The organism is Pseudomonas sp. SORT22 (genome assembly GCF_018417635.1).
Lineage (GTDB): Bacteria > Pseudomonadota > Gammaproteobacteria > Pseudomonadales > Pseudomonadaceae > Aquipseudomonas.
Genome location: NZ_CP071007.1, coordinates 3,052,444 through 3,078,701, shown reverse-complemented (window position 1 = coordinate 3,078,701; position 26,258 = coordinate 3,052,444). Strand labels below are relative to the sequence as shown.

18 protein-coding genes are annotated in these 26,258 nt (G+C 65.7%); 3 read left to right on the top strand and 15 right to left on the bottom strand.

Annotated features, from left to right (window positions below):
* Positions 1-46: 46 nt before the first annotated feature.
* The 9 genes from JYG36_RS14170 to JYG36_RS14130 all read right to left on the bottom strand — a co-directional run bounded on the left by JYG36_RS14170 (position 47) and on the right by JYG36_RS14130 (position 18,820).
* Positions 47-1,540: an aldehyde dehydrogenase gene (locus tag JYG36_RS14170; protein ID WP_213601221.1), complete on the bottom strand. Its 1,494-nt coding sequence runs from the start codon at positions 1,538-1,540 to the stop codon at positions 47-49.
* Between the two features lie 16 nt (positions 1,541-1,556).
* Entirely contained in the window at positions 1,557-2,720 is a 1,164-nt protein-coding gene (argE, locus tag JYG36_RS14165; RefSeq protein ID WP_213601219.1) for an acetylornithine deacetylase, read from the bottom strand.
* Positions 2,713-3,387, bottom strand: coding sequence for a DUF1028 domain-containing protein (locus tag JYG36_RS14160; RefSeq protein ID WP_093382838.1), 675 nt, complete (start codon positions 3,385-3,387; stop codon positions 2,713-2,715). The genes argE and JYG36_RS14160 overlap by 8 nt, the downstream gene beginning before the upstream one ends.
* Before the next feature lie 10 nt (positions 3,388-3,397).
* Positions 3,398-3,808 carry a RidA family protein gene (locus JYG36_RS14155; RefSeq protein ID WP_003201555.1) on the bottom strand — a complete coding sequence of 137 codons (411 nt, stop codon included), beginning with the start codon at positions 3,806-3,808 and terminating at the stop codon, positions 3,398-3,400.
* Positions 3,808-5,124, bottom strand: coding sequence for a flavin-containing monooxygenase (locus tag JYG36_RS14150; protein WP_093382829.1), 1,317 nt, complete (start codon positions 5,122-5,124; stop codon positions 3,808-3,810). Before JYG36_RS14150 ends, JYG36_RS14155 begins: the two co-directional genes overlap by 1 nt.
* Positions 5,125-5,295: 171 nt before the next feature.
* Positions 5,296-6,483, bottom strand: a complete 1,188-nt coding sequence (locus JYG36_RS14145; RefSeq protein WP_195884100.1) for a beta-barrel domain-containing protein — start codon at positions 6,481-6,483, stop codon at positions 5,296-5,298.
* Entirely contained in the window at positions 6,473-8,644 is a 2,172-nt protein-coding gene (locus JYG36_RS14140; RefSeq protein ID WP_213601217.1) for a type I secretion system permease/ATPase, read from the bottom strand. Before JYG36_RS14140 ends, JYG36_RS14145 begins: the two co-directional genes overlap by 11 nt.
* Entirely contained in the window at positions 8,634-9,908 is a 1,275-nt protein-coding gene (locus tag JYG36_RS14135) for a TolC family protein (RefSeq protein ID WP_195884101.1), read from the bottom strand. The genes JYG36_RS14140 and JYG36_RS14135 overlap by 11 nt, the downstream gene beginning before the upstream one ends.
* Positions 9,908-18,820, bottom strand: a complete 8,913-nt coding sequence (locus JYG36_RS14130) for an Ig-like domain-containing protein (RefSeq protein WP_213601215.1) — start codon at positions 18,818-18,820, stop codon at positions 9,908-9,910. Before JYG36_RS14130 ends, JYG36_RS14135 begins: the two co-directional genes overlap by 1 nt.
* Positions 18,821-19,036: 216 nt before the next feature.
* Here JYG36_RS14130 and JYG36_RS14125 point away from each other — a divergent pair, with 216 nt between their 5' ends.
* On the top strand, positions 19,037-19,558 hold the full coding sequence (locus tag JYG36_RS14125) for a GNAT family N-acetyltransferase (protein WP_093382802.1): 522 nt from the start codon (positions 19,037-19,039) through the stop codon (positions 19,556-19,558).
* Here the strand turns inward: JYG36_RS14125 and JYG36_RS14120 are convergent.
* A complete protein-coding gene (locus tag JYG36_RS14120; protein WP_213601213.1) occupies positions 19,543-20,514 on the bottom strand; it encodes a DNA-binding protein in 972 nt (323 codons plus the stop codon). The two genes, JYG36_RS14125 and JYG36_RS14120, sit on opposite strands and share 16 nt — an antisense overlap.
* Positions 20,515-20,692: 178 nt before the next feature.
* Here JYG36_RS14120 and JYG36_RS14115 point away from each other — a divergent pair, with 178 nt between their 5' ends.
* Positions 20,693-21,649, top strand: coding sequence for a site-specific integrase (locus JYG36_RS14115; protein WP_045202008.1), 957 nt, complete (start codon positions 20,693-20,695; stop codon positions 21,647-21,649).
* Here JYG36_RS14115 and JYG36_RS14110 read toward each other — a convergent pair.
* Positions 21,640-22,113, bottom strand: a complete 474-nt coding sequence (locus JYG36_RS14110) for a GNAT family N-acetyltransferase (RefSeq protein WP_093382793.1) — start codon at positions 22,111-22,113, stop codon at positions 21,640-21,642. The two genes, JYG36_RS14115 and JYG36_RS14110, sit on opposite strands and share 10 nt — an antisense overlap.
* 38 nt (positions 22,114-22,151) lie before the next feature.
* Positions 22,152-22,691 (bottom strand): molybdenum cofactor biosynthesis protein B, encoded by a 540-nt coding sequence (gene moaB / locus JYG36_RS14105; protein WP_093387543.1) that lies wholly within the window; start codon positions 22,689-22,691, stop codon positions 22,152-22,154.
* Positions 22,692-22,903: 212 nt separating this feature from the next.
* On the opposite strand from moaB, the gene JYG36_RS14100 reads away from it, so the two are divergent.
* Positions 22,904-23,803: a LysR family transcriptional regulator gene (locus JYG36_RS14100; protein ID WP_093382790.1), complete on the top strand. Its 900-nt coding sequence runs from the start codon at positions 22,904-22,906 to the stop codon at positions 23,801-23,803.
* A gap of 3 nt (positions 23,804-23,806) precedes the next feature.
* On the opposite strand, the gene JYG36_RS14095 is transcribed toward JYG36_RS14100, so the two are convergent.
* The 3 genes from JYG36_RS14095 to ptrR all read right to left on the bottom strand — a co-directional run bounded on the left by JYG36_RS14095 (position 23,807) and on the right by ptrR (position 26,230).
* A complete protein-coding gene (locus JYG36_RS14095) occupies positions 23,807-24,760 on the bottom strand; it encodes a Dyp-type peroxidase (protein ID WP_093382787.1) in 954 nt (317 codons plus the stop codon).
* A 49-nt stretch (positions 24,761-24,809) separates the two neighbouring features.
* Positions 24,810-25,259, bottom strand: a complete 450-nt coding sequence (locus tag JYG36_RS14090) for a YMGG-like glycine zipper-containing protein (RefSeq protein ID WP_093382783.1) — start codon at positions 25,257-25,259, stop codon at positions 24,810-24,812.
* 83 nt (positions 25,260-25,342) lie between these two features.
* The gene (ptrR, locus tag JYG36_RS14085; RefSeq protein ID WP_093382780.1) at positions 25,343-26,230 is read right to left on the bottom strand and encodes a putrescine utilization regulator PtrR; all 888 of its coding nucleotides are present in this window, start codon (positions 26,228-26,230) and stop codon (positions 25,343-25,345) included.
* Between the last annotated feature and the right edge of the window lie 28 nt (positions 26,231-26,258).

Here is a 26,258-nt window from a genome sequence, read left to right as displayed (position 1 = left end):
TGCCTGTGCTGGCCTCATCGCGGGTCAAGCCCGCTCCCACAGGCCATCAGCCGCGCAGCTGAATCCAGGTCGTTTTCAACTGCGTGTACTTGTCGAACGAATGCAGCGACAGGTCGCGGCCAAAGCCCGACTGCTTGCCGCCGCCAAAGGGCACGCAGACGTCCAGGGCATCGACGGTATTGACCGACACCGTGCCGGCATTCAGCCGCCGGGCGACGCGGTGGGCGCGGTTGAGGTCGTCGGTCCACAGCGACGCCGCCAGGCCATAGATGTGATCGTTGGCCATGGCCACCGCCTGGTCTTCGTCATCGAACACGCTGACCGCCAGCACCGGGCCGAACACTTCTTCGCGGGCCAGGGTCATGTCGGCGGTGACGCCGGTAAAAATCGTCGGCTCGATGAAGTTGCTCGAACTGTCGAAACTCAGCTGTCGACCACCACACACCAGTTGCGCGCCTTCAGCCTGGGCCTGCTCGATGTAGTGCATGATCCGCTGCGCCTGGCGGCTGTCGACAATGGCCCCGGCGCGGCTTGCCGGGTTCAGCGGGTTGCCCGGCAGCCACTGGCGCGCCTTGACGATCAGCCGCTCGATGAACGCGTCGGCGATCGAACGTTGCAGCAGCAGGCGCGAGTTGGCCGAGCAGACTTCGCCCTGGTTGAAGAAGATGCCGAACGCGGCTTTCTCGGCCGCCAGGTCCAGGTCCTGGCAATCGGCGAACACCAGGTTCGGGCTCTTGCCGCCGCATTCCAGCCACACCTGCTTGAGGTTCGACTGCGCGGCGTATTGCATGAAGTACTTGCCGACTTCGGTGGAGCCGGTAAACACCAGGGTATCGACGTCCATGTGCAGGCCCAGGGCGCGACCGGCCTCCTCGCCCAGCCCCGGCACCACGTTGAGCACGCCCTTGGGCAGGCCCGCTTCAATCGCAAGCTCTGCCAGGCGCAGCGCCGAGAACGGCGACTGCTCGGCGGGCTTGAGCACCACGCTGTTACCGGCGGCTAACGCCGGGGCGAGTTTCCAGGCGGCCATGTCCAGCGGGAAATTCCACGGCACCACCGCCCCGATCACCCCCAGCGGCACGCGGGTGATGGTCGCCAGGGCATTGCTGGCGGTCGGCGCCACCTGGTCGTAGAGCTTGTCGAGGCTTTCGCCGTACCAGGCGAACACATGGGCCGCGCCCGGCACGTCGATGTTCCAGGCATCCATCACCGGCTTGCCCATGCTCAGCGAGTCGAGCAAGGCCAGTTCGGCGCGGTGCTCGAGCATCAACTGCGCCAGGCGCAACAGCACGGCCTTGCGCTCGCCGGGCGCCATCTTTGCCCAGGGGCCTTGTTCGAAGGCCTGGCGGGCGCTGCGCACGGCCCGGTCAACCTCGGCCTGGCCGCAAGCGGCGACCTGGGCCAGCAATGTGCCGGTGGCCGGGTTGATCACCGCGAATCGTGCGCCGCTTTCGGCCTGACAGGCCTCGCCTTGAATAAATGCGCTGTCGATCAGGCGCTGCTGTTGCGCCAGGCTGGTCCACTGGTTGAAATCGTTCACTGCAGACTCCTTGTTGTTATCCGTTGTTGGAGAGGTATTCGGCCAGGCGATCCATCAGGCGGTCACAGGCCGCCATCTGCTCGACGCTGACAAATTCATCCGGCTTGTGACCCTGCTCCATGCTGCCCGGCCCGCACACCACCGCCGGGATTCCGGCCTCATCGAACAGGCCGCCTTCGGTGCCAAAGGCCACGGTGCTGAAGGCATCGCTGCCACACAGCTGCGCCACCAGTTGTGCTGCGCCGCTCTCAGGTGCAGTGGCCAGGCCCGGGTAGGCCGAGAGTGCTTCGAAGCGGATCGCCGTATCAGCCTTGATCGCCTGCATGGCCGGCAGCAGGGTGTGCTGCGCGTAGGTGTGCAGCTCGTCCACCACCGCCTGCGGTTCGAACGCCGGCAAGGCACGCACTTCAAAGTCGAAGCGGCAATCGGCCGGGACGATGTTCAGCGCCGTACCGCCCTGGATCACCCCGACCTGCACGGTGGAAAACGCCGGGTCAAAGCGTTGATCGTGATGCTGCGGCGCGGCCAGGCGCTGGCCGATCTCGCCCAGGCGAGCGATCAGCCGCGCCGCCTGTTCGATGGCGTTGACGCCATACGGCGCATAGGCCGAATGGCACGGCGCGCCGTGTACATGGCAACGCATGGCCAGCTTGCCCTTGTGGCCAAGCACCGGTTTGAGCTGGGTCGGCTCGCCAATCAGGCACAAGGCCGGTTGCGCGATGCGCTGGGGCAGCACCTCGAGCAGGCTGCGTACGCCCAGGCAGCCGACTTCCTCGTCATACGAGAACGCCAGGTGCACCGGCCGGCGCAGCGGGCTTTTAAGAAACAGCGGTACTGCCGCCAGTACCGAAGCCAGGTAGCCTTTCATGTCGGCGGCGCCGCGGCCGTACAGCTTGCCGTCGCGCTCGGTGAGGCTGAATGGCTCGACGGTCCACGCCTGGCCGTCCACCGGCACCACATCGGTATGGCCCGACAGCACCACACCGCCCGCCACTGCCGGGCCAATGCTGGCCAGCAGGTTGGCCTTGGTCCGCTGCGTGTTGTAGATCAGCTCGCAGCTCACACCCAGGCCGTGCAGGTAGTCGCGGACGAACTCGATCAAGGCCAGGTTCGAATCGCGGCTGACCGTGGCAAAGCCGATCAGGCTGGCCAACAATGCACGGCTGCGCAGCTCACTCATCGCCCGGCACTCCGTAGCTTGGCGCCAGGGTCGGGTTGAGGGCGCGGGTCAGGTAGTCCTGCAACTGCGGCTCATAGGCGTTCCAGAGCTTGCCCAATTCGCCGATGGGGTTGTCCTCAGCCCAGTCGACGCGCAGGTCAACGATCGGCCAGACCAGCTCGCCGACCACCGACAGCGCCGCCGAATGCACCGCCCCGGCTTCGCCGCCGGCGTCCTGGCCGGCCTCAAGGGCGGTCAGCAAACGCGCGGCCAGGCAGCCTTCGCTGCGCTCGAAGGCCTCGACCATGCGCTCGATCACCGCGCTGTTGGCCAGCAGGTTGCCGGCGGCCACGCATTGTTCGCCGGCCACGGCATGGTTGATGCCCAGCGCATGATTGCCGCTGAACACCGCGGTGCGGCCCTGGGCATCGACCACTGCCACCTGGCGGTACTGGCTGTAGCCGTTTCGGGTCAAGGCGCGGTCCAGGGCCTGGTGCGGCGCCAGGCCTTCGTCCAGGCCATCGAGGATCTGCGGGCCGAGGGCCGGCAAGGTGATGTTCTGGCTCGACACCGCACCGACGCCTGTGCGCAGCCACGGGCAGCGAGCACCAACGGCGATGCTTGAAGAGCTGATGGCAATGCCCAGCTGGCCGGTTTCGGCGCAGCGGCCAACGATGGAGAAGGTCATGGCACGCTCCTTATTCGGGGATGACCGCGATCACGTCGATTTCCATCAGCCACTGCGGCTGGCCGAGGGCGCTGACCACCAGGCCGGTGGAGATCGGGAACACGCCCTTGAGCCATTTACCGACTTCCTGATACACCGGCTCGCGATAGCGCGGGTCGATCAGGTAGGTGGTGGTCTTGACGATATGGCTGAGGTCGCTGCCGGCCTCCTCCAGCAGTTGCTTGACGTTGCGCATGGCCTGCTCGGCTTGCGCCCGCGGGTCACCCAGGCCGACCAGCTGGCCATTGAAGTCGGTACCCACCTGGCCGCGCACATACACGGTGTTGCCGGCACGCACGGCCTGGCACAGGTCGTTGTCCAGGGTCTGGTTGGGGTAGGTGTCTTTGGTGTTGAACATGCGAATACGGGTATGAGTAGGCATCAACGGGCTCCCATGAGGCTGGCTGGTTGGCTGGACGCTTGCTGTTCGGCCTGGCGCTGCGAAGCGTCGCGGTAATTGAGGTAGGTGCGCTGTTTGGCGATGTGATCGGCGATGTGCTTGGCGTCGTGCCACACCCCCCAGATAAACGCCGAGCCGCGCCGCGACAGCCAAGGCAGGCCGACGAAGTACACCCCCGGCTCGCTGGACACGCCGCGCTGGTGCCGGGGCTTGCCGTTGTCCTTGAAGGCGTCGACCTGCAGCCAGCTGTAGTCCACCGAATAGCCGGTGGCCCAGATGATGGTGCCGACCCCGGCCTTGGCCAGGTCGAGTTCCAGCAACGGTTGGGTCAGGCATTGCGGATCAGGGAGAATTTCCCGCGCTTGCGGCTCTTGCGGCAGGTCCAGGCCATTGCGGGCAATGTAGGCGTCGGCGGCATCGAGCAGCGCCAGGTAGTTCTCGTCGCCGCGGGCGATGTTTTCGGCCAGGTTGGCTTCAAAGCTGACCACGCCGTTATCAAAGCCCTTGGTCAGGCCGACCAGGGTCATGCCTTGTTGGGCCAGGCGGCGAAAATCCACGGTGTGGCCGCCGCGGGCACCGCTGACGGCGATAGTCACGTGCTCCTTGCCCGGCTGCATGGTCTCGGCATCCCACTCGCCGAGCACCCCCAGCCACCAGCAGAAGTCACGGTTGCGGTAGGCCCGTGGCGGCCGGTCGTGGGCGCCGACCGAGAGGTACACCTGCTTGCCGGCACGCTGCAGTTCATCGGCGATCTGCACCCCCGATGAGCCGGCGCCAACCACCAGCACCGCGCCTTCAGGCAACTGCTGCGGGTTGCGGTAGGCGGCCGAGTGCATCTGCAATACGTTCGACTGCTTCGGCGCAATCGGCGGGATCACCGGGCGCTGGAACGGGCCGGTGGCAACCACCACCTGCTGGGCCTCGATCACGCCATCGCTGGTGTGCACGGTGAACCCCGGACGATCGCTGTTGCGCAGCACCTGGGTAACTTCGACGCCAGTGCGGATCGGTGCGTTGAATTTGCGCGCGTAGGCTTCGAAGTAATCGGCCACCTGGTCTTTACCAGCGAAGGCGTCCGGGTCGAGGCCGTCGAACTCCAGGCCCGGGAAGCGGTCGTGCCAGGCCGGCCCATTGGCCACCAGCGAATCCCAGCGACCGGTGCGCCAGGCTTCGGCGATACGGTTGCGCTCCAGCACCAGGTGCGGCACGCCCAGGCGGCTCAGGTGTTCACTCATGGCCACGCCGGCTTGCCCGGCGCCCACTACGAGCGTATCGATCTTGGTTTTATTGGTTGTCATGTCTGCGCCCTACTGAGTTGTCCCACGCGGGTGGCCGTGGGAGGGTGTAGGTCGCATTCTGGGAGAGCGCGAAGAAAGGCGAAATTATGATTTTTGTGGTTGTTGGAGAGTAAAAAACTAAGGGCTGCTGCGCAGCCCTTCACCGGCAAGGCCGGTTCCCACAGGGACTCGCTAGTACAGGCGCGCTTTGACCAGCGGCCTGATCAGATAATTGAGCACTGTGCGCTTGCCGCTGAGGATATCCACCTCGGCAACCATGCCGGGGATGATCGGCAGCACCTCATCGCCCTTCTTCAGCTGGCTGCCGTCGGTTTTGATCAGCACCTGGTAGTACGACTCTTTGCCGCGCGGGGTGTCTTCCTCGATGGTGTCGGCGCTGATCTGCTCCAGGGTGCCCTTGAGGTCGCCATAGATGGAGAAGTCGTAGGCGGTGATCTTGACCTTGGCCGGCATGCCCGGCACCAGGAAGGCCACGTCCCGCGGCTTGATTCGCGCCTCGACCAGCAGGCGCTCTTCTACCGGGATCACCTCCATGATCGCCTCGCCCGGCTGGATCACCCCGCCGCGGGTGTTGATCAGCACGGTGTTGACCCGCCCGCGCACCGGCGACAGGATCTCGGTGCGGCGCAACTGGTCCTGGCGTTGCTGGATGATCGGCTCCAGGGCGCTGAGGTCGGCCTTGCGCTGCGAGCGCTCGGTGTAGGCGTCCTGGAAGTAGGTGTTCTTCAGCTCGGTGAGCTTGCCGTTGAGGGTGGCGATGTCCTGGCTGAGTTTCAATGCCTCCATCTGGCTGACCGCGCGCTTGGCCACCAGCGGGCGCACCAGGTCGAGCTGGCTCTGGGCCAGGCGGATCTGCGCCTGGATCGAGCGGGTGTTTTCCAGCAACTTGCCGCGCCGCGACTTGAACAGCTCGCGCTCGGAGCGCGCCAACGGGCTGTCGGGGTCGACCCCGGGGCCGAACTCGATGCGTTCCTTGCCCAGCACCTCGGCATCCAGACGGGCGATCGCCGCGCGCAGGCCGTCGGCCTGGTTGGTCGACTCCTGGACGTTGGTCAGAAAGCGCGTTTCATCCAGGCGCACCAGCGGCTGGCCAACCTCCACCAGCTCGCCCTCCTTGACCAGCAGGCGGTCGAGGATGCCGCCTTCCAGGCTCTGGATCTTCTGGATGCGGCTGTACGGCACCACCCGACCATCGCCACGGGTGACCTCGTCGAGCTCGGCCCAGGCCGCCCAGGCGATAGCGATGAGGATGCAGGCCAGCAACAGCCACAACAGCGGCCGGTACACCGGGTGGGTCACCGCCAGCAGCGGGTCGGCCAGCTCGCGGCGCAGTTTCGCCGCCTTGCGCTCAGAGTCCATGTGCACCTCCTGCGGCCTGTGGGGCCTGTACCTGACTGCCCTGCACCACCTGGTCCAGCGGGCCATCCATGATCACCCGGCCCTGGCGCAGCACCACCGCGCGCTCGACCAGGGCAAGCATGCTTTTTTTGTGCGTGGTGATGATCAGGGTGCGTTTGCCCAGCCATTGCTGCAGGTAGTCGATCACCTGTTTTTCGCTGCTCTGGTCGAAGGCTGCAGTGGGTTCGTCGAGCAGCAGTATTGGCGGGTCCTGCAGCAGTACCCGGGCCAGGCCCACGGCCTGGCGCTGGCCGCCAGACAAACTGGCGTTGCCCTGCAGCGGCATGTCCAGGCCCAGCGAATGGCTGCGCACGAAAGCGCCGAGGCCGACGCCGTCGAGGGTTTCCAGCAGTTCGTCATCGCTCAGGGCGGCGCTTTCGAGGTTGAGGTTGTCGCGCAGGCTGCCCTGGAACAACGCCACCTCCTGGGGCAGGTAGCCAATACCGCGCTGGCGGTCGGCCGGGTCGATCTGGCTGAGGGCGACGTCATCGAGCAGCAGGCGCCCGGCCTGGGCATCGAGCAAGCCGCTGAGCAGGCGCAGCAGGGTCGACTTGCCGGCGCCGTTGCCGCCCAGCAGCGCTACCCGCTCGCCGGCCTGGATGGTCAGTGCCTGAATGTCCACCACCGGTGGGCTGTCACCGTGGCTCAGGCGCACGCCTTCAAGGCGAAAGTGCCCGTGCAGGTGCGGCTTGTGCACGAAGCGCTTGCCCTGGGGCCGCTCCTGCTCGGCGGCCATCAACTGGTCGAGGCCTTCCATGGCCACCTTGGTGTGCTGCCAGCGCCCGAGAATGCCAGCCGCCTGGGACAGCGGCGCGATGGCTCGCGAGGCGAGGATCGAACAGGCCACCAGGGCACCGACGGTCATCGCCCCTTCGCTGATGCGGTAGACACCGAACACCACCACGCCGACATAGCACAATTGCTGGACGATGCTCGAGGCGTAGCTCAGGCTCGAGGCCAGGGCGTGGGTTTTCATTGCCGTGCTTGAAAGCTCGCCGGTCAGGGTTTCCCACTGCTGCAGGCAACGGCCTTCGGCGCGGGTGGCCTTGACCGTTTCCAGGTGCTCGAAGGCTTCCAGCAGCACGCCGTTTTTCATCGCCCCTTCGCGCAGGTTCTGCCGCGACAGATTACCCAGCAGGCGCTGGGTCAGCAGCCCCGGCAGTACCATCAGCACACAGGCGACGATCGGAACCCAGACCACCTGGCCGCCGATCAGGGCAATGATCAACAAAAAGATCAGCACGAACGGCAAGTCGCTGATCAGCGCGGCGCTGGATGAGGTAAAGAACTCGCGCACCGACTCGAACTCGCGCACCTGGGTGCTGAAGGCGCCCATGGACGCAGGCTTGGCGGCGATCCGCGTGCTCAGCACCCGCGAGAACAACAGGCTGGAGAGCTGCAGGTCGAGGCGCTTGCCCAGCACGTTGAGCAAATGCCCGCGCATGATCCGCAGCACGCCGTCGAGGACAATCGCCAGGGCCACGCCGCTGGCCAGAATCCACAGGGTGTCGAAGGCGGCGTTGGGCACCACGCGGTCATATACCTGCATGGCGAACAGCGCCGAGGCAATCGCCAGGACGTTGGCCACCAGGGCGGCGGCGGCCACTTCGGCGTAAGAACGCCAGAGCTTTTTCAGCGGGCCGAAAAACCAGTGCTCGGGCACCGCCCTGGCGTAATCCCCTACCCGCTCGTCGGCGCGAAACCGGCACTTGGCGAACACCGCCGTGCCGCTGTACAGCGCCCCCAGTTCAGCCAGGGGCAAACGCTCGCCGCCGCCATCGCTCTGCGGTACCAGCACCTGAGCGTGCTCAGCGTCGAGCTTGACCAGCACCAGGCTGCGCCCGTCGTTGAGCAGCAACAGCGCGGGCAGCAGGTAGTTGTCCATCTGCGCCAGCGGCAGTTGATCGACCCGCGCGGTGATATCGGCGCGGCGCAAAGCCCGGGCGACCATGCGCAGCGGCAGGCGGCCGTGCTCCAACGGCAAGCCGTCGACCAGCTCGGCATCGCCCAGCGGCCGCCCCAATTGCCGGCACAGCAACAGCAAGCCCTCGCGCAGCGGATCGTTGAGAGGGTCGTGGTTGAGCACCACGACGTTGTCGGCAATCCTGTTGTCAGCTTCCATTCAAGCGATTCTCCACCAGTGGGCCCAACAAGCCGACCTGTGCGGCCGCCCGGTACTCGATGCGTTTGCGTTCGATGTGCAGGTTGATCAGTTGCCGCTCGGCCTCGAAGCGTTCACGCTGGACGTTGAGCAGGTCGATCACATCGCGCCGGCCCACCTCGAACTGCTCGCGGTACAGCTCGCTGACCTGCGCCGACTCGGTGACCTGCTGCTGCAGCGACTTCTCCCGCCAACCCAGGGTTTCGCTGTTGTCGAACAAGGTCTGCAATTGGCGGCGGATGTCGCGCTGCATGGCATCGGCGGTAAAGCGCGCCGACTCCAGGCGTTGCTGCGCGGCGGTCGGGCGGCGGAAGTTGGACAGGCCCTGGAAGGTGTCCATGCGCAAGCGCAGGGCCACCACCGAGTCGCTTTCCGGATGCCCGCCGACTTCCCGGCGCAAGGCTGTGGCTTCGATATTCAGTTGCGGCAGCAACGACGCCTTGGCTTCGCGAACCTGGGCTTCAGCAACGTTGGCGTCTTCCAGCGCCTTGCGTTGCAAGGGCGCGTCGTGGATCACCCGGGTCAGGTCGCTTGAGGCCAGGTAGCGCTTGAGCGACAGCGGCTCGGGGTCGCTGAGGGCATCGGGTTCCTGGCCAACCAGCAGGGCGTACTGGTTGCGGGCATCCTGCAGGTTGCCCTTCTCCAGCGCCAGTTGCTCCTGGGCCCGTGCCAGTTCAAGGTTGGCGCGGTCCAGCTCGCTGCGGTCGGCATAGCCGTCGCCGCCACGGTCTTCGGTCATCTGGCGGATGCCACCGAGGCGCTGCAGGTGCTCGCGCACCGCCTCGACCCGGCGCTCGGCCGCCAGTACATCCAGGTAGGTCTCGACGATATCCAGCGCGGCATCGTCGCGGGCCACCAGCAGTGCCTGCGACAGTTTGCGCTGGGTGGCGCTGGCGCTGTCGACCTTGCTGTTGACCCGGCCCCAGTCATAGAGCATCTGCGAGGCGGTCAGGTCGTAGACCACGTCGCCAAAATCGAACTCCTGCGGCCCGCCAGACACCGACACCGACGGGTAGTAGCCGCCTTTGGCAATCTCCACTTCTGTTCCGGCGCGATCGGCTTCGGCCATCGCCGAGCGCACCTCAGGGTGAATCGCCAGCCCTGCCCGGACCGCCTGGTCCAGTGGCATGGCTGGCGCAACCATCGGCAGGCCCAGCGCCAGCAGCCACAGGGCCACTTGCGCTTGCCGCCGTCCCTTGCGCGCGTACTGCATGCGCGCTGCCATCACACGACAACCTGAACCGTATTGTCCTCGACCAGCAAGATGTTGGCGCCAAAGGTGTAGACGTCGTAGTTGACGCCGTTGATCGCCTGGCTGGTTCCGGTGTTCACCGCCCCGACCACGTTCAGGGTGTCGTTGCTTTCACCGGTGATCTGCAGGGTGTTGTTGGCATCGGTAATGGCGTTGACCTCCGCTGCGGTCAGGGTCAGCACACTGCCCGAATCGCCCTTGCCCAGGTCGATACGCTCGATATTGCTCAGCGTGCCGACCCCCACCGAGTTGTAGTCCAGGTCGATGCCGTTGGCGAACAACAGGGTATCGAAGCCCGCCCCGCCGTCGATGCTGACAAAGTTGGTGGCGGTGATCTGGATGGTGTCGTTGCCGTCACCCGCCACCACATGATCGCCGGTGCCGACGTTGAAGATCAGGTCGCTGCCGGCCCCGCCATTGATATGCTCGGAGCTGCCGTTGGCCCCCGCCATCACGTCGTCGCCGGCGGTGCCGTTGACGTCGATCTGGCCAATGTTCAGCGACAGGCCGTTGGGCACCAGGGTGATGCCATAGGCGGCGCTGTCGTTGCCCTGACCATCGGTTGAGACAACGTTGAAGGAGATCTGCGAGCCAAGGTTGAGGATGTCGGTAATGTTCAGCCCCAACTGGGTGAGGACGCTCGGGCTCAGCAGGTTCAGGGCAAAGTGCCCAGTGCCATCGGCGTTGATTGGCAGCAGTTCGACGTTCAGCACCGGGGTGATGACGCGAATCACCAGGCTGGAACCGGCCTCGGTGGTACCGCTGAAGCCAAACCTGGGGTTCAGCGGGTTGAGGCTGACATCGACCCCGAAGCCGCCGATGGTCACCGGCTGCTCGATGCTGGCGCCAATGCCGATGCTGGCGACGTTGCTCGGGTTGCCGGCCGGGTCGCGGCCGACCACCGAGACCTGGGCACTGAGCAGTTGGTCCCAGCTGAAGTCGATGTCAAGGTCAGTGAGCAGGTTCAGCGACGCCAGCCCGCTGTTGTCGGCGGTTACCGTTACCGTGGCGACTACCCCGCCGACGGTCAGGTTGACGGTCAGCTCAGTGCCAGGTTCGGCAGAGATGGTCAGCAGGTTGCCGACCAGCGACAGCACCGGGGTGGCCGGCGGCACGGTGTCGATGGTGAACGGTGCCGGCGTCGAGGCGGCGCCGCCGTTGATGTCGGCCGTGACGATCGAGGCGCCCTGCGGGAACGGCCCCTGCCCGCCTGGCGGGGTCAGGGTCAGGGTCACGCTGCCAGCGCTGATATCACCGGCCGTCAGGGTATGGCTGACCTCGGCTTCATAGCCGTTCTGGCCGGCGAACTTGACGGTGACCACCTGGCCGGCCTGCATGGTCGGCCGCACGCTCACGTTGACCTGGATGCCATCGCTGATTTCGGCGGCGTTGATCCAGGTATCGGCGGCTTCCGGCACGCTGATGGTTGGCGGCGCCAGGTCCGGGGCAATGACGCTGCCCGGGCCGCTGACGTTGCCGGCCGCATCCACCGCCACCGCCGACAGCAGCTCGCCGGTAATCAGTGGTGGTGCGAACGGCAGGCTGAAGTTGCCGCTGCCATCGACGTTGACCGTGATCGGGTTGGCGCTGTCGCCGTTGACCACGATGCGCACCTGGCTGTTGGCCTCGGCGGTACCGGTGAGCAACGCGCCGTCGGCACTGATGCTCAGCACCGGCGCGCCAGGTGCCACGCTGTCGACCGTAGTGGTTGCCGGCCCGCTGTCATTGCCGGCGGCGTCCTCGGCCACGGCATTGACCACGGTGCCGTTGGCCAGCGGGCTGGCCGGGGTGAAGCTCCAGTTGCCGCTGCCATCGGCGGTGGTCTCACCAATCGGGTTGCCGCCGCCATCGGTGAGCGTGACCTTGGCGCCGATTTCGGCAGTACCGCTGATGACTGCGCCGTTGCTCGGGTTGATCACCGGTGCGGCAGGCGCCACGGCATCCACTGTGGTGCTGGCCGGGCCGCTGTTGTTGCCGGCGGCGTCCTGGGCCACGGCATTGACTACCGTGCCGTTGGCAAGTGGCGCGCCGGGGGTGAAGCTCCAGTTGCCGCTGCCATCAGCAGTGGTTTGACCGATCGGGTTGCCGCTGCCGTCAGTAAGGATGACCTTGGCACCGATCTCGGCGGTACCGCTGATGATCGCGCCATTGCTCGGGTTGATCACCGGTGCGCCAGGCGCCACCGCGTCAATGGTAGTGCTGACCGGCCCGCTGCTGTTGCCAGCGGCATCCTGGGCCAGCGCATTGATCACGGTGCCGTTGGCAAGTGGCACGCCTGGGGTGAAGCTCCAGTTGCCGCTGCCATCAGCAGTGGTTTGACCGATCGGGTTGCCGCTGCCGTCGGTGAGAATGACCTTGGCGCCGGCTTCGGCGGTACCGACAATGATCGCGCCGTTGCTCGGCTCGATTACCGGTGCGGCCGGCGCCACGGCGTCAACCGTGGTACTGACCGGGCCGCTATTGTTGCCGGCAGCATCCTGGGCCACGGCATTGATTACCGTCCCATTGGCCAATGGCGAGCCCGGAACAAAGCTCCAGTTGCCGCTGCCATCAGCGGTGGTTTGACCAATCGGATTGCCGCTGCCATCGGTAAGAATGACCTTGGCGCCGATTTCCGCGGTGCCGGTGATCACCGCACCATTGCTCGGGTTGATCACCGGCGCGGCAGGCGCCACGGCATCCACCGTGGTGCTGGCCGGGCCGCTGCCGTTGCCGGCAGCGTCCTGGGCCACGGCATTGACCACGGTGCCATTGGGCAACGGGCTGGCCGGGGTGAAGCTCCAGTTGCCACTGCCATCGGCAGTGGTTTGACCAATCGGGTTGCCGCTGCCGTCGGTAAGGATGACCTTGGCACCCGCCTCGGCGGTGCCGCTGATCGCTGTACCATTGCTCGGATTGACCACCGGCGCGCCGGGCGCCACGGCATCAACCACCGTACTGGCCGGGCCGCTGTTGTTGCCGGCGGCGTCCTGGGCGACGGCGTTGACCACCGTGCCATTGGCCAACGGCGGCAGTGGTGTGTAGCTCCAGTTGCCGCTGCCATCGGCGCTGGTCTGACCGATCGGGTTGCCGCTGCCATCGGTGAGGATCACCGTGGCATTGGCTTCGGCAGTACCGACAACAACTGCCCCGTTGCTGGCATTGATCACCGGTGTTGCCGGTGCCACGGCATCCACCGTGGTGCTGGCCGGGCCGCTGCTGTTGCCTGCGGCGTCCTCGGCCACGGCGTTGACCACGGTGCCATCGGGCAGCGGCGTGCCTGGCACGAAGCTCCAGTTACCGCTGCCATCGGCGGTGGTTTCACCAATCGGGTTGCCACTGCCATCGGTCAGAACGACCTTGGCGCCGATTTCGGCGCTGCCGCTGATGACCACGCCGTTACTGACGTTGACCACCGGCACCGCAGGCGCCACGGCATCCACCGTGGTACTGCCCGGGCCACTGCTGTTGCCGGCAGCATCCTGGGCCACGGCATTGACCACGGTGCCATTGGGCAACGGGCTGGCCGGGGTGAAGCTCCAGTTGCCACTGCCATCGGCAGTGGTTTGACCAATCGGGTTGCCGCTGCCGTCGGTAAGGATGACCTTGGCACCCGCCTCGGCGGTCCCGCTGATCGCTGTACCATTACTCGGGTTGACGACCGGTGCGCCGGGGGCCACGGCGTCGACCGTGGTGCTGCCTTGCAGGCTGGTGTTGCCGGCAGCGTCCTGGGCTACGGCATTGACCACCGTGCCGTTGGCAAGTGGCGAGCCCGGGGTGTAGCTCCAGTTGCCGCTGCCATCGGCCGTCACCTGACCAATCGGGTTGCCGCTGCCGTCGGTGAGGATAACCTTGGCACCGGCTTCAGCAGTGCCGACGATGACCGCGCCGTTACTCGGGTCGATCACCGGCGCAGCCGGGGCCACCGCGTCAATGGTAGTGCTGACCGGGCTGCTGGTGTTGCCGGCCGCGTCCTGGGCCACGGCATTGATTACCGTGCCATTGGGCAAGGGGCTGCCTGGGGTGAACGTCCAGTTGCCGCTGCCGTCGGCCGATACCTGGCCAATCGGGTTGCCGCTGCCATCGGTAAGGATGACCTGGGCACCCATCTCGGCGGTACCGCTGATGACCGCGCCATTGCTCGGGTTGATCACCGGCGCGGCAGGCGCCACGGCATCCACCGTGGTGCTGCCCGGGCCACTGCTGTTGCCGGCAGCATCCTGGGCCACGGCGTTGATCACCGTGCCGTTGGGCAACGGGCTGGCCGGGGTGAAGCTCCAGTTGCCACTGCCATCGGCGCTGGTCTGGCCAATCGGGTTGCCGCCGCCATCGGTGAGCAGGATGGTCGCGCCGGCTTCGGCAGTACCGCTGATCTCGGCGCCGTTGCTCGGCTCGACCACCGGCGCCGCGGGCGCAACGCCATCAATCGTGGCAACCGCCGCCGCACTGTCGACCCCGCTGGGGTTGCGCGCCACGACATTGATCACGGTGCCGTCCGGCAGCGGCACACCGGGGGTGAAGCTCCAGTTGCCGCTGCCGTCGGCCGTCACCTGGCCGATCGGGTTGCCGTTGCCGTCGGTGATGATGAGGGTGTTGCCGGCATCGGCGCTGCCACTGATGACCGAACCGTTGCTGGGGTCGATCTGCGGGATCGACGGCAACGAGGTATCCACGATAGTGCTAGCGGGCGCGCCGGTGTTGCCGGCCGCGTCGGTGGCGGTGACATTGACCACGGTGCCGTTGGGCAGTTGCGCACCGGGGGTGAACGTCCAGTTGCCGCTGCCATCGGCGGTGGTCTGGCCGATCGGGTTGGCGCTGGCGTCGGTCAGGGTAACGGTGCTGTTGGCCTCGGCGGTGCCGTTGAGGGTATTACCGTTGCTTGGGTTGACCACCGGCGCTGGCGGCGGCACGGCATCCACCGTGGTGGTGCCCGGGCCGCTGGTATTGCCGGCCGGGTCCTGGGCCACGGCATTGATCACCACGCCGTTGACCAATGGCGCAGCAGGCGTGAACGTCCAGTTGCCGCTACCGTCGGCGGTGGTCTGGCCGATTGGATTGCCACCACCATCGGTGATGATGATCCTGGCCCCCGCTTCGGCAGTGCCGCTGATGGTGCTGCCATTGCTCGGATTGATGACCGGTGCGCCCGGGGCAACGCTGTCCACGGTGGTGGCGGCCTGCAGGCCCGTGTTGCCAGTCGGATCGGTGGCGGTGGCAATCACCACGGTACCGTTGGCCAGCGGGCTGCCCGGGGTGAAGCTCCAGTTGCCGCTGCCATCGGCGGTCACCTGGCCAATCGGGTTGCCGCTGCCATCCTTGAGGACAACCGTGGCACCGGCTTCGGCGGTGCCGCTGATGGTGGCGCCATTGCTCGGGTTGATGACCGGGGCCGCAGGCGCCGAGCTGTCGACGGTGACGCTGGCCGGTGCGCTGAGGTTGCCGGCAGCATCCTGGGCGACAACGTTGACCACGGTGCCATCGGCCAGCGCCGAACCCGGGGTGTAGGTCCAGTTGCCGCTGCCGTCGGCAAAGACTTCGGCGATCGGGTTGCCGCTGCCGTCGGTGAGAATGACTTTGCTGTTGGCTTCGGCGGTGCCGCTCAGGCTGTTGCCGTTGCTCAGGTTGACCGTCGGGGCCGGCGGCGCGACGGCATCCACTACGGCAGAAGCCGGTGCGCCGGTGTTACCGGCCGGGTCGGTGGCCACCGCATTGACCACGGTGCCGTTGGGCAGCGGGCTGCCCGGGGTAAAGCTCCAGTTGCCGCTGCCGTCGGCGGTCACCTGGCCAATCGGGTTGCCGCTGCCATCGGTCAGGGTGACGGTGGCGCCGGCTTCGGCGGTACCACTGATGACGCTGCCATTGCTCGGGTTGAGTAGCGGCGCGCCCGGAGCGACGCTGTCTACCGTGGTCGCCGCTGGAGCACCGGTGTTGCCGGTCGGGTCGGTGGCCGTGGCCACCACTACCGTACCGTTGGGCAACGGGCTGCCCGGGGTGAAGCTCCAGTTGCCGCTGCCGTCGGCCGTGACCTGGCCGATCGGGTTGCCGCTGCCATCCTTGAGCAGCACCGTGGCGCCGGCTTCGGCGGTGCCGCTGATGACGCTACCATTGCTCGGGTTGAGTACCGGAGCCGCAGGTGCCGAGCTGTCGACGCTTACGCTCGCCGGCGGGCTACTGTTACCTGCCGCGTCCTGGGCGAGCACATTGATTACCGTGCCATCGGCGATTGGCGTGCCCGGGGTGTAACTCCAGTTACCGCTGCCATCGGCGGTCACCTCGGCAATCGGGTTGCCGTTGCCATCGCTGATGATCACCTTGCTGTTGGCTTCGGCGGTGCCACTGAGGCTGCTGCCATTGCTCGGATTGATGGTCGGCGCCAGTGGCGCGACTGCATCGACAGTGACGCTGGCCGGGCCGCTGCTGTTGCCGGCGGCGTCCTGGGCCACGGCATTGATCACGCTGCCATCGGGCAACGCGGCGCCCGGAGTAAAGCTCCAGTTGCCGCTGCCGTCAGCAGTGGTTTCACCAATGGGGTTACCACTGCCGTCGCTGAGAATGACCTTGGCACCGGCTTCGGCAGTACCGCTGATGACCGCGCCATTGCTCGGATTGACCTGCGGTGCGGCCGGTGCCTGGGCATCGACGACAGTACCGCCGGGGGCGCTGGTGTTGCCGCTGGCGTCGGTGGCGGTGACGTTGACCACGGTGCCGTCGGGTAACGGGCTACCCGGGGTGAAACTCCAGTTGCCGCTGCCATCGGCGCTGGTTTGACCAATCGGGTTACCACTGCCGTCGGTCAGGATGACGGTCGAACCGGGTTCGGCAGTACCGCTGATGACACCGCCATTGCTCGGGTTGACCACTGGCGCCGCGGGCGCTACAGCGTCGACGCTGACCGTTGCCGGCACGCTGGTGTTGCCCGCCGCATCCTGGCTGACCACACTGACCACGGTGCCATCGGCAATTGGCGTGCTGGGGGTGTAGCTCCAGTTGCCACTGCCATCGGCGCTGGTCTGGCCGATGGGATTGCCGTTACCGTCGCGGATGATCACCGTGCTGCCTGGCTCGGAGCTGCCGCTAAGCTCGCTGCCATTGCTCGGGTTGACCGTCGGTGCGCCAGGCGCTACGCCGTCGACGGTGACGCTGGCCGGGCCACTGATGTTGCCGGCGGCATCCTGGGCCACGGCATTGACCACGGTGCCATCGGGCAACGGCGTGGCCGGGGTAAAACTCCAGTTGCCGTTGGCATCGGCAGTGGCCTGGCCGATCGGGTTGCCGCTGCCGTCGGTCAGGGTGATGGTCGCCCCGGCTTCGGCGCTACCGCTGATCTCGCTACCGTTGCTCGGGTTGATCTGCGGCGCTGCCGGCGCCACGCCGTCGACGGTGATCGACGCCGGCGGGCTGCTGTGGCCGCTGGCATCCTGGGCCACCACAGTGACCACGGTGCCATCGGCCAGCGCCGTGCCTGGCGTAAAGCTCCAGTTGCCATTGCCGTCGGCGACCGTCTGGCCGATCGGGTTGCCATTACCGTCGGTGATCACCAGGGTTACGCCGGGCTCGGCAGTACCCGACAGCTCGCTGCCATTGCTGGCATTGACCTGGGGTGCATCCGGGTAATCGGGGGCCTGGACGCTGACGCCCGGGCTGCTGTTGCCGGCAGGGTCAGTGACCACCACGGTGACGGTCTGGCCATCGGTCAGCGGTGGATCAAGCGGCACCTGGAAGCTGCCATCGCTGCCGATCACCGCCGTGACATCCGGCTGGCCATCGCCATTGGTGTCGACACCAACGCTGGCACCGGGCTCGCCATTGCCGCTGACGCTGCTGCCGTCGGGCGCCACTTCGACATCCGTGGGCGCCGCCGGGGCGGTGGTGTCCGGTGCGCTGGCCTGGGCTGGCGGGCTGCTGTTGCCGGCCGGGTCGGTGATCACCACGGTCACCGTCTGGCCATTGCTCAGCGGTGGGTTAAGCGGCACCTGGAAGCTGCCGTCAGGGCCGATGATCACCGTGATGTCGGGATGGCCGTCGCCATCGGTGTCGATGCCCGCCGTGGCTCCCGGCTCACCCTTGCCACTGACCAGGGTACCATCGGGGGAGACTTGCAGATCGCTTGCCGGCGCCGGTGCGGTGGTGTCCGGTGCGGTGATCTGGGTCGGCGGGCTGCTGTTGCCGGACGGGTCGGTGACCACCACGGTCACCGTTTCACCGTTGGTCAGTGGCGGGTTCAACGGTACCTGGAAGCTGCCATCGGCGCCGACCACCACGGTTGCATCAGGCTTGCCGTCGCCGTTAGTGTCGATGCCGACGGTAGCGCCCGGCTCGGCCTTGCCGCTCACCGAACTGCCGTCGGTGGCCACCTGCAACCCCGTCGCTGCACCCGGCGCGGTGGTATCCACCGGTGGGGTTTCACTGCTGCCGCCGCCACCACCGCCGCCGCCACCGCCACTGTTCGACACCGCAACGCCCGCACCAATCACCGCCGCGCCCGCCAGCAGCATCCCCCCTACCCCCAGGCCGCCTGCGGTCGCACCGGCACCGGCGCCCCCGGCAGCGGTCAGCGAGTCAAAGCCTGCAGCGCTTTCCTGGGCGACATAGGTGGCCGCCAGGATGCCCTCTGCGGCAACCGGCGGCAGGCTAACCGCCACCAGCTTGCCTTCATGGACCAGGAACAGCTCACTGGGTGGCTGGCCTTCGGCATAGAAATTGGCAATACGGACGCTCTCGCCGTTCTTGAGCTGCACCACCAGGTCGGCATCGCTTTTCGAATAGCTGGCAACCGCCTCGGGATCGATGTCGAGGGTGATTTCGCTGCTTTCGGTAAGTTTCAGGATGCCGTTGGTAGGGATTTCAGTGACAGCGGCGGACGAGACATTTTGATTGAGGGGGGAAACCTGCGCCTGGATCGACATGCTAGACAGTCCTTTTGCCCATAGATGACCGAAGGGGTCACACTGCTGCCTGAAGAAATAGCAGTTCTGGGAAAAAAAACGATTCTGGCTTTAGGCTTAATACCTAAGCGCACTTAAACGTTTTTGGCGTTAGTCCAAAAGGCTTGCAGCGCCCTTGCAGTTGCGAAAAAAACGGCGATTGACGACACTGCAAAGCCACCTTCAATAGCCTTCGCCATGTCAGTTACCCTGCGCCTTGCCCGCGTCGAAGACGCGCAACTGCTACCCGCCGTCGAACGTTCTGCCGCCCGGGTTTTTGCCGATCAGCCAGGTCTTGAGTGGATTGCCACGGGGCCGGTGATGAGCAGCGACGAGCACCGCCAGTTCATCGACCAGGGCCATGAGTGGGTGCTGGCCGACGCCGACGACGTGCCGCAGGGGTTCCTCTGCGCGCAACCCGCAGGCCGCGACCTGTTCATTCATGAACTCTCGGTTGCGCAATCTGCGCAAGGTCAGGGCCATGGCCGCCGGTTGATCGGCGCCGCCGCTGACTGGGCCCGCGAACACGGCTTCGAAGCCCTGAGCCTGACCACCTTTGCCTGCGTTCCCTGGAACGCGCCCTTCTATGCCCGCCTGGGCTTCGAGACACTCGCTGAACAGCAACTGAGCCAGGCTTTGCGCCAACAGTTGAACCGCGAACAACTGCAGGGACTGATCGGCCGCTGCGCCATGCGCATGAAACTTCAGCCGTTGTCCTGAGGCTGTTCGCGGGCACGCTCGGCCTGGCGCAACTGTGCTTCCTGCTTGCCGATCAGCTGCAGCTGGCGGCGCAATTCCGACACCCGTTCGGCCAGGCTCAAGGCCAGGTCCTGGTTCTGCTTCTCCAGCTCATCGCGTGAACCGCTGAGCTGCGCAAGCTTGACCTCCAGGCCGTGAATTTTCGCCTGCTGGCGATCGCCCTGGGTCTTGAGGCCGCGCTGGGCTTCCTTGAGGGTGCGAACCTGCACCAGCAGGCCTTCGTTGTCGCGGTTAAGGCGGGTCAGTTCGTCTTGCTTGACGATCAGGCTCTGCTGCAACTGGCGCACTTCCACCTGCAGCAACTGTACCTGCGCCTCGTGCCGGCGTTGATCCTGGTCGCGCTGTTCGCGGCTGGCGTTGCGGTAATGCTCAAGGGCATCGCGGGCGTGCTGGTGCTTGTCTTCCAGCGAGCGGACCTGCTCGTCCTTATCGGCCAGGCGCAGGTTCAGTTCGCCCACCGCCTGGTTGAGGGTGGCGTTGCGGGTCTGCTCGCTTTGCAAGCTGGTGCGGGCGGTGGCCAGGGCCTCTGACTCGCTGGCCAGCGCCGCCGCCTGGATTTCATGTTGCTGTTGCAAGGCGGCCAGCGCCTGCTGGCTGATCTGCACTTGCGCCAGCAGGGTCTGGCGCTCTTGTTCAAAGGCACTACGGGCAAGGTCGATACGCGCCTCAGCCTCCTCCTGCAGCTGCGCGGCCAGTTGCTCGACCACTGCCGCCAGCGCATCGCTGAGGTTTGCCGTGCTGGCGGGTGCCGCCGGTTGCAGGCTTTCCAGCTCTTTGAGGTAACGGTGAATGGTGGTTTTCGAGCCGGTATTACCCAGTTCGATACGTACGGCATCGATACTCGGATGCTCGCCCCGGGCCAGCAGCGCCTGCCGCGCCTTGTGCACTAATGCCTTGTTGATACCGCCACGGGCCATGTCAGCTCCTACTATTTCGTACTGTGATACGTACCATGTATTTACATACTATCCTATTGATCTTCCTCACGCTCAAACAATCAAGTCCTGAGATAAAATAATCACGGCTTATCGCATGTGAGGCGCTAGAATGGCAGGTAAATGTGCCCAGAGCGGTACGCCTGGCGGGAACGAGGCAATGAACACGATCGAGCGCTACCTGCAGGCCGCAGTGCGCGATAACACCCGGCGCAGTTACCAGGCTGCGGTCGAGCACTTCGAAGTGAGCTGGGGAGGCTTTCTGCCGGCCACCGCCGACAGCATCGCCCGCTACCTGGCCGAGCATGCGCACAGCCACTCGATCAGCACCCTCAAGCAGCGCCTGGCAGCGCTAGGGCAATGGCATGTCAGCCAGGGCTTTCCCGACCCGACCAAGGCACCGATGGTGCGCCAGTTGCTCAAGGGCATCCGCACCCTGCACCCGGCCGAACCGAAACAGGCGGCACCGCTGTTGATCCAGCACCTGCAAACTGCCGTTGGCGTACTTGAGCAAGAAGCCGCCCAGGCCCGCGCCGGGCACGATTTGCCGGCACTGTTGCGCGCCAGCCGCGACAAGGCCTTGCTGTTGATCGGGTTCTGGCGCGGATTTCGCGGCGATGAACTGGCGCGCCTGCAGGTCGAGCATATCCAGGCCCAGGCGGGTATCGGCCTGTCGATCTACCTGCCGCGCAGCAAGGGCGACCGCCAGGCGCTGGGCGTGCGCCATCGGGCGCCGGCACTCAAAGTGTTGTGCCCGGTCCAGGCTTACCTGCAATGGCTTGAAGTGGCAGGCATTGCCCGCGGCCCGGTGTTTCGCAAACTCGACCGCTGGGGCAACCTCGGCGAACAGCCGCTCAACAGCAACAGCCTGATCGGCTTGTTGCGGCGCATCCTCGAACGCGCAGGCGTACCGGCAGCGTTATATACCGGGCACTCGCTGCGCCGCGGCTTTGCCACCTGGGCCACCAGCAATGGCTGGGAGCTCAAGGCGTTGATGAGCCATGTCGGCTGGAAAGACGCCAAGTCGGCGCTGCGCTATATCGATGCGTCGGTGTCGTTTGGCGAGCTGGCGCTGCTCGACGGCAGCGCCCCGGGGCAATTGACGGATCAGTCCTGAAGCGGGCGCTGCATCTTGACGATCTCGATCACCACGCGGCTGTTGCCGCGACTGAAGGTGCCGTTGCCGATCGGCACAAAGCCGTTGGCTTGATAAAAGCCCTGAGCGTTGCGCGTGGCTTCCAGGTAAACGCTGCTGGCCTTCGTCGCGCGGATGCGCTCGATCGCCAGGTTCAGCAGCCGCCCACCGATGCCCTGCCCGGCACCCGCACCGCAGACAAACAGCTTGCTGAGTTCAAAGCCGTCGATCTCGACGAAGCCGAGAATGCTCCCGGCTTGCGCGACCCACAGGTTGCCCTGCTCGATGGCCGGCAGATAAGTCGCCGGTGAGCGGCCATCGAGCCACATGTGAATCTGCTCGACGCTGTAATGCTCGCCACACTGAGACTCGACCGAGTCCTTGTGCACGTTGAAAATGGCCTGCGCATCGGCGGCCCTGGCCTGGCGAAGTACAATCGCGCTCATCTACCCGCTCCCTGCTTTTATGTGGACTGCCTGGCGTATCAGTTACGCGTCTTGCACAGTGTGCCAGGCTTGAGGTGGGCAACGAAGTTGCACGGGCGATGGCGAGCATCCAGTTGCTCGGCGAGGATACCTTCCCAGGCAGTGCGGCAGGCGCCGGTAGAGCCCGGCAGGCAGCAAACCAGGGTGCCATTGGCAAGGCCGGCCAGGGCACGGGTCTGCACGGTGGAAGTGCCGATATCGAGGATCGACAAGGCGCGGAACAACTCGCCAAAGCCATCGATGTGCTTGTCGAACAGGCAGGCCACAGCTTCCGGGGTGCTGTCGCGCCCGGTAAAGCCGGTGCCGCCGGTGATCAGCACCACCTGCACGTCGTCCTCGGCAATCCAGCCGGCGACCTGGGCGCGAATCTTGTACAGGTCATCCTTGAGCAGCACCCGCTCGACCAGGCGGTGGCCCATCTCCACCGCGCGGCTGGCCAGCAGCTCGCCGGAGGTGTCGGTGTCGAAGCTGCGGGTGTCGCTGACAGTCAGCACGGCGATGTTCAGCGGCACGAACACCGCGTCCAGTTTGATACTCATGCACAGCCCCTTGGCAGCAGTCAGGAAGTTGCGGCCAACGCTAGAGGCAAACACCATTAGCGTCCAATCGATAGATCCGACCGGCTTATCGAGGTGGTCTATCGTCTATTGATCAAGCGCCTCTATCAGCCGGTCACTAATGCCCATTGGACGGCCCGGGGGCATTGCTTTACCGTTTTGCCACCCGCCCTACTGACTTGCCAGGCTGCGCCATGGATATCAAACAACTGAAGTTTCTGCTCGCCCTGGACCAGACCCGCCACTTCGGCCAGGCCGCCGCGCTGTGCCATATCACCCAGCCGACCCTGTCGATGCGCCTGCGTAACCTTGAGGACGAACTGAACCTGGTGCTGGTAACCCGTGGCCAGCGTTTCGAAGGCTTTACCGAGGCCGGCGAGCGCATCCTGGCCTGGGCTCGCACCCTGCTGGCCGCCTATGACGGCCTGCAGGCTGAAGCCGCCAGTTGCCGCGGGCAGATCGTCGGCAGCCTGCGCCTGGGCATGGTGCCGCTGTCGAGCTTCAACCCCATGCAGTTTCTCCAGCCCCTGGCCCAGCGCTATCCGGAGCTGCAGTTCCAGCTGTCGTCCTTGAGCTCCGAACAGATCACCGATGGCCTGAGCCGTAACCAGCTGGACCTGGGTATCTGCTACCTGGACCAGATCAACAGCGCCTATTTCGAAGTGATCGAACTGGGCACCACGCGCATGGGCCTGCTGTATGACGTGCGCCATTTTCAGTTCGAACAGGCTGAACTGCCCTGGGAAGCGGTCAGCGCCGTGCCGCTGGGGCTGTTGAGCAAGGGCATGCACTATCGCCAGTCGGTCGATCTGAGCTTTCGCAGCCGCGGCCTGCAGCCCCATGCGGTGCTCGAAAGCGACTCCAGCTACCAGTTGATCCAGGCCGTTTGCGCCGGGATGTGCTGCGCGATCATGCCGCTCGATTACGGCCTCGAAGGCCTCAGCGAGCACCTGCGTATCGTGCCGATCAGTGCTGCCAGCGTGCATGCACCGATCGGCTTGCTGCTGCGGCGTACCGAGCCGCGTTCGGCCATCGCCGAGAAGTGTTTTGCCGAAGTTCGATCACTGCTCGACAGTGAATTGAAACCGGCATGAGCACTAGCCCGGGGTGCGCTCGGCCAGGTCTTCGAGCAGCTCGGCCGACGGCACGAAGAACAGGCCGCCGGTGACCGCGTTGCTGAAGTCCAGCAAGCGGTCGTAATTGCCTGCCGGGCGACCGACGAACATGTTCTCGAGCATCTGCTCGATCGGCGCCGGCGAGCGCGCATAACCAATGAAGTAAGTGCCGAACTCACCGGCGCCGGGGCGGCCGAACGGCATGTTGTCGCGCAGGATCTTCAGCTCTTCGCCGTTCGCGTCGGTGATGGTGGTCAGTGCGCTGTGGGAGTTGCTGGGTTTGGCTTCGTCACCCAGCTCGATGTCCGACAGCTTGGTGCGGCCGATCACCCGCTCCTGCGCCTCGACCGGCAGCGCGTTCCAGGCGCTCATGTTGTGCAGGTACTTTTGCACCAGCACGTAGCTGCCGCCGCTGAAGCCCGGGTCTTCGTCGCCGACCAGGGTGAATTTGGGCACCTGGCGGCCGACCGGGTTCTCGGTACCATCGACGAAGCCGATGATGCTGCGCATGTCGAAGTACCGAAAACCCTGCACTTCGTCCACCACCTTGACTGCATCGCCCAGGGCCGTGATCAGTTGGGTGGCCAGTTCGAAGCACAGGTCCATCTGCTCGGCGCGGATGTGCAAGAGGATATCGCCGGGGGTTGCCGGCGCGCGGCGCCCTTCGACGCCAAACTCGCGGAACGGGTGCAAGGCCTGTGGCCGTGGCCCGCCGAACAGCTGATCCCAGGCATTGGAGGCAAAGCCGCAGACGCACGACAGGTTGCCGGCCGGCACGCGCTTGCCGACCGAGCGGGTCAGGCCGGCGATATCGGCGCACCACTCACGCACGGTTTGCAGTGCCTCACTGCCTGGGGCCAGGGTGGCGACCATGAAAATCGCGCTGCTGGTGATCGGACTGCCCACCGCCTGGGGTTCGGGAATATCGTTGTTCATGGCTGCCTGCACACGGGTCAAAGCCTGCAGCCTAGCAGATCGGCAGCGGCTATGGCGTGACCTGGTAACCCTTGTTCTGCAGGCAACTGGTATAGGCCGAAGCGCTGGTCGCCTCATTGCTGCGTCGGTCCTGCCGACGCTCCTGGCGCTGGCGGGCACCACCGACAACCGCGCCGGCAGCGGCGGTTTCACCGGCACGGTTCTGCCGGTATTGCTGTTTGACGTCATCATCGACACGGTCGTAGACCTCATCATGCTGGCGTCCCCGTACCTCGGCGCCCGCGGCGCCGGCGGCCGCACCCACGGCAGCTCCGCGCACCCGCCCACCGACATGGGCATCGCTGCTGGCGGAACTCGCGGCGACGTTATGGCAATCGTTGATATCGACCTGCACCTGCTGGGCGCTCTGGCCCTTGAGCGGCACCACGGTTTCGGCCCAGCCCTGCGCACATACAGTCGATAACGCCAAGCACAGGCCAATGGAGGACAACCTGTTCATGATGGACTCCGGGATCGGACAGTAGCAACAGTGTAGCTGGCCAGTAGACGCTGGCTTGCCACCGATGAGGCCAGCACATCAGGTCACACCGGTTCCTCGACCTTGAGTACCTCGCCGCGCTCTTCCAGCAGTTGCACGAAGGTCCTCAAGCTGCGCGATACCGTGCCGCGCCGCCACACCAGCCAGGTGCGCAGGTAGCGAAAGCGCTGGGACAGCGGCCAGACACTGACCGTGCTGCAGCCGGGCATGCTTTCGAGCATGCTGCGCGGCATCAGCGCCAGGCCGGCGCCGGCGCTGACGCAGGCAAGCATGCCGTGGTACGACTCCATCTCAATGATCTTGCCCGGCACCGCCTGGTCCTGGGCAAACCAGTTCTCGAAGTGATGACGGTATGAGCAGTTGGCGCGAAAGGCGTAGATGGTCATGCCGTTGACCTCGCCAGCGCGGGTGATCGGCGTGTGGTTGAGCGGTGCGATCAGCACCATCTCTTCGACGAACACCGGCACCCCCTCGAGCGCCGGGTGCAACACCGGGCCGTCGACGAAGGCGGCGCTCAGGCGCCCGGCCAGCACGCCGTCGATCATCGCCCCGGACGGCCCGGTGGTGAGGTCCAGTTCGACCTTGGCATAGGCCTGGTTGTAAGCCGCCAGCAGCGTCGGAATGCGCACCGCGGCGGTGCTTTCCAGCGAGCCGAGGGCGAAGGCGCCTTGCGGCTCGTCACCCGCCACGGTCAGCCGCGCCTCGGCCACCAGGTCGAGAATACGCCGGGCATAGTCGAGAAAGTTCCAGCCCGCCGGCGACAGGCGCAAACGGCTTTTTTCGCGGATGAACAGCTCGGCACCCAGCTCCTGCTCCAGCTGCTTGATCCGCGTGGTCAGGTTCGACGGTACCCGATGGATGTGCTGGGCCGCGGCACTGATGCTGCCCTGCTCGGCCACCGCCTTGAACATCTCCAGTTGCACCAGATCCATAGTCATTCTCTCTACGTGAATGTTTTGC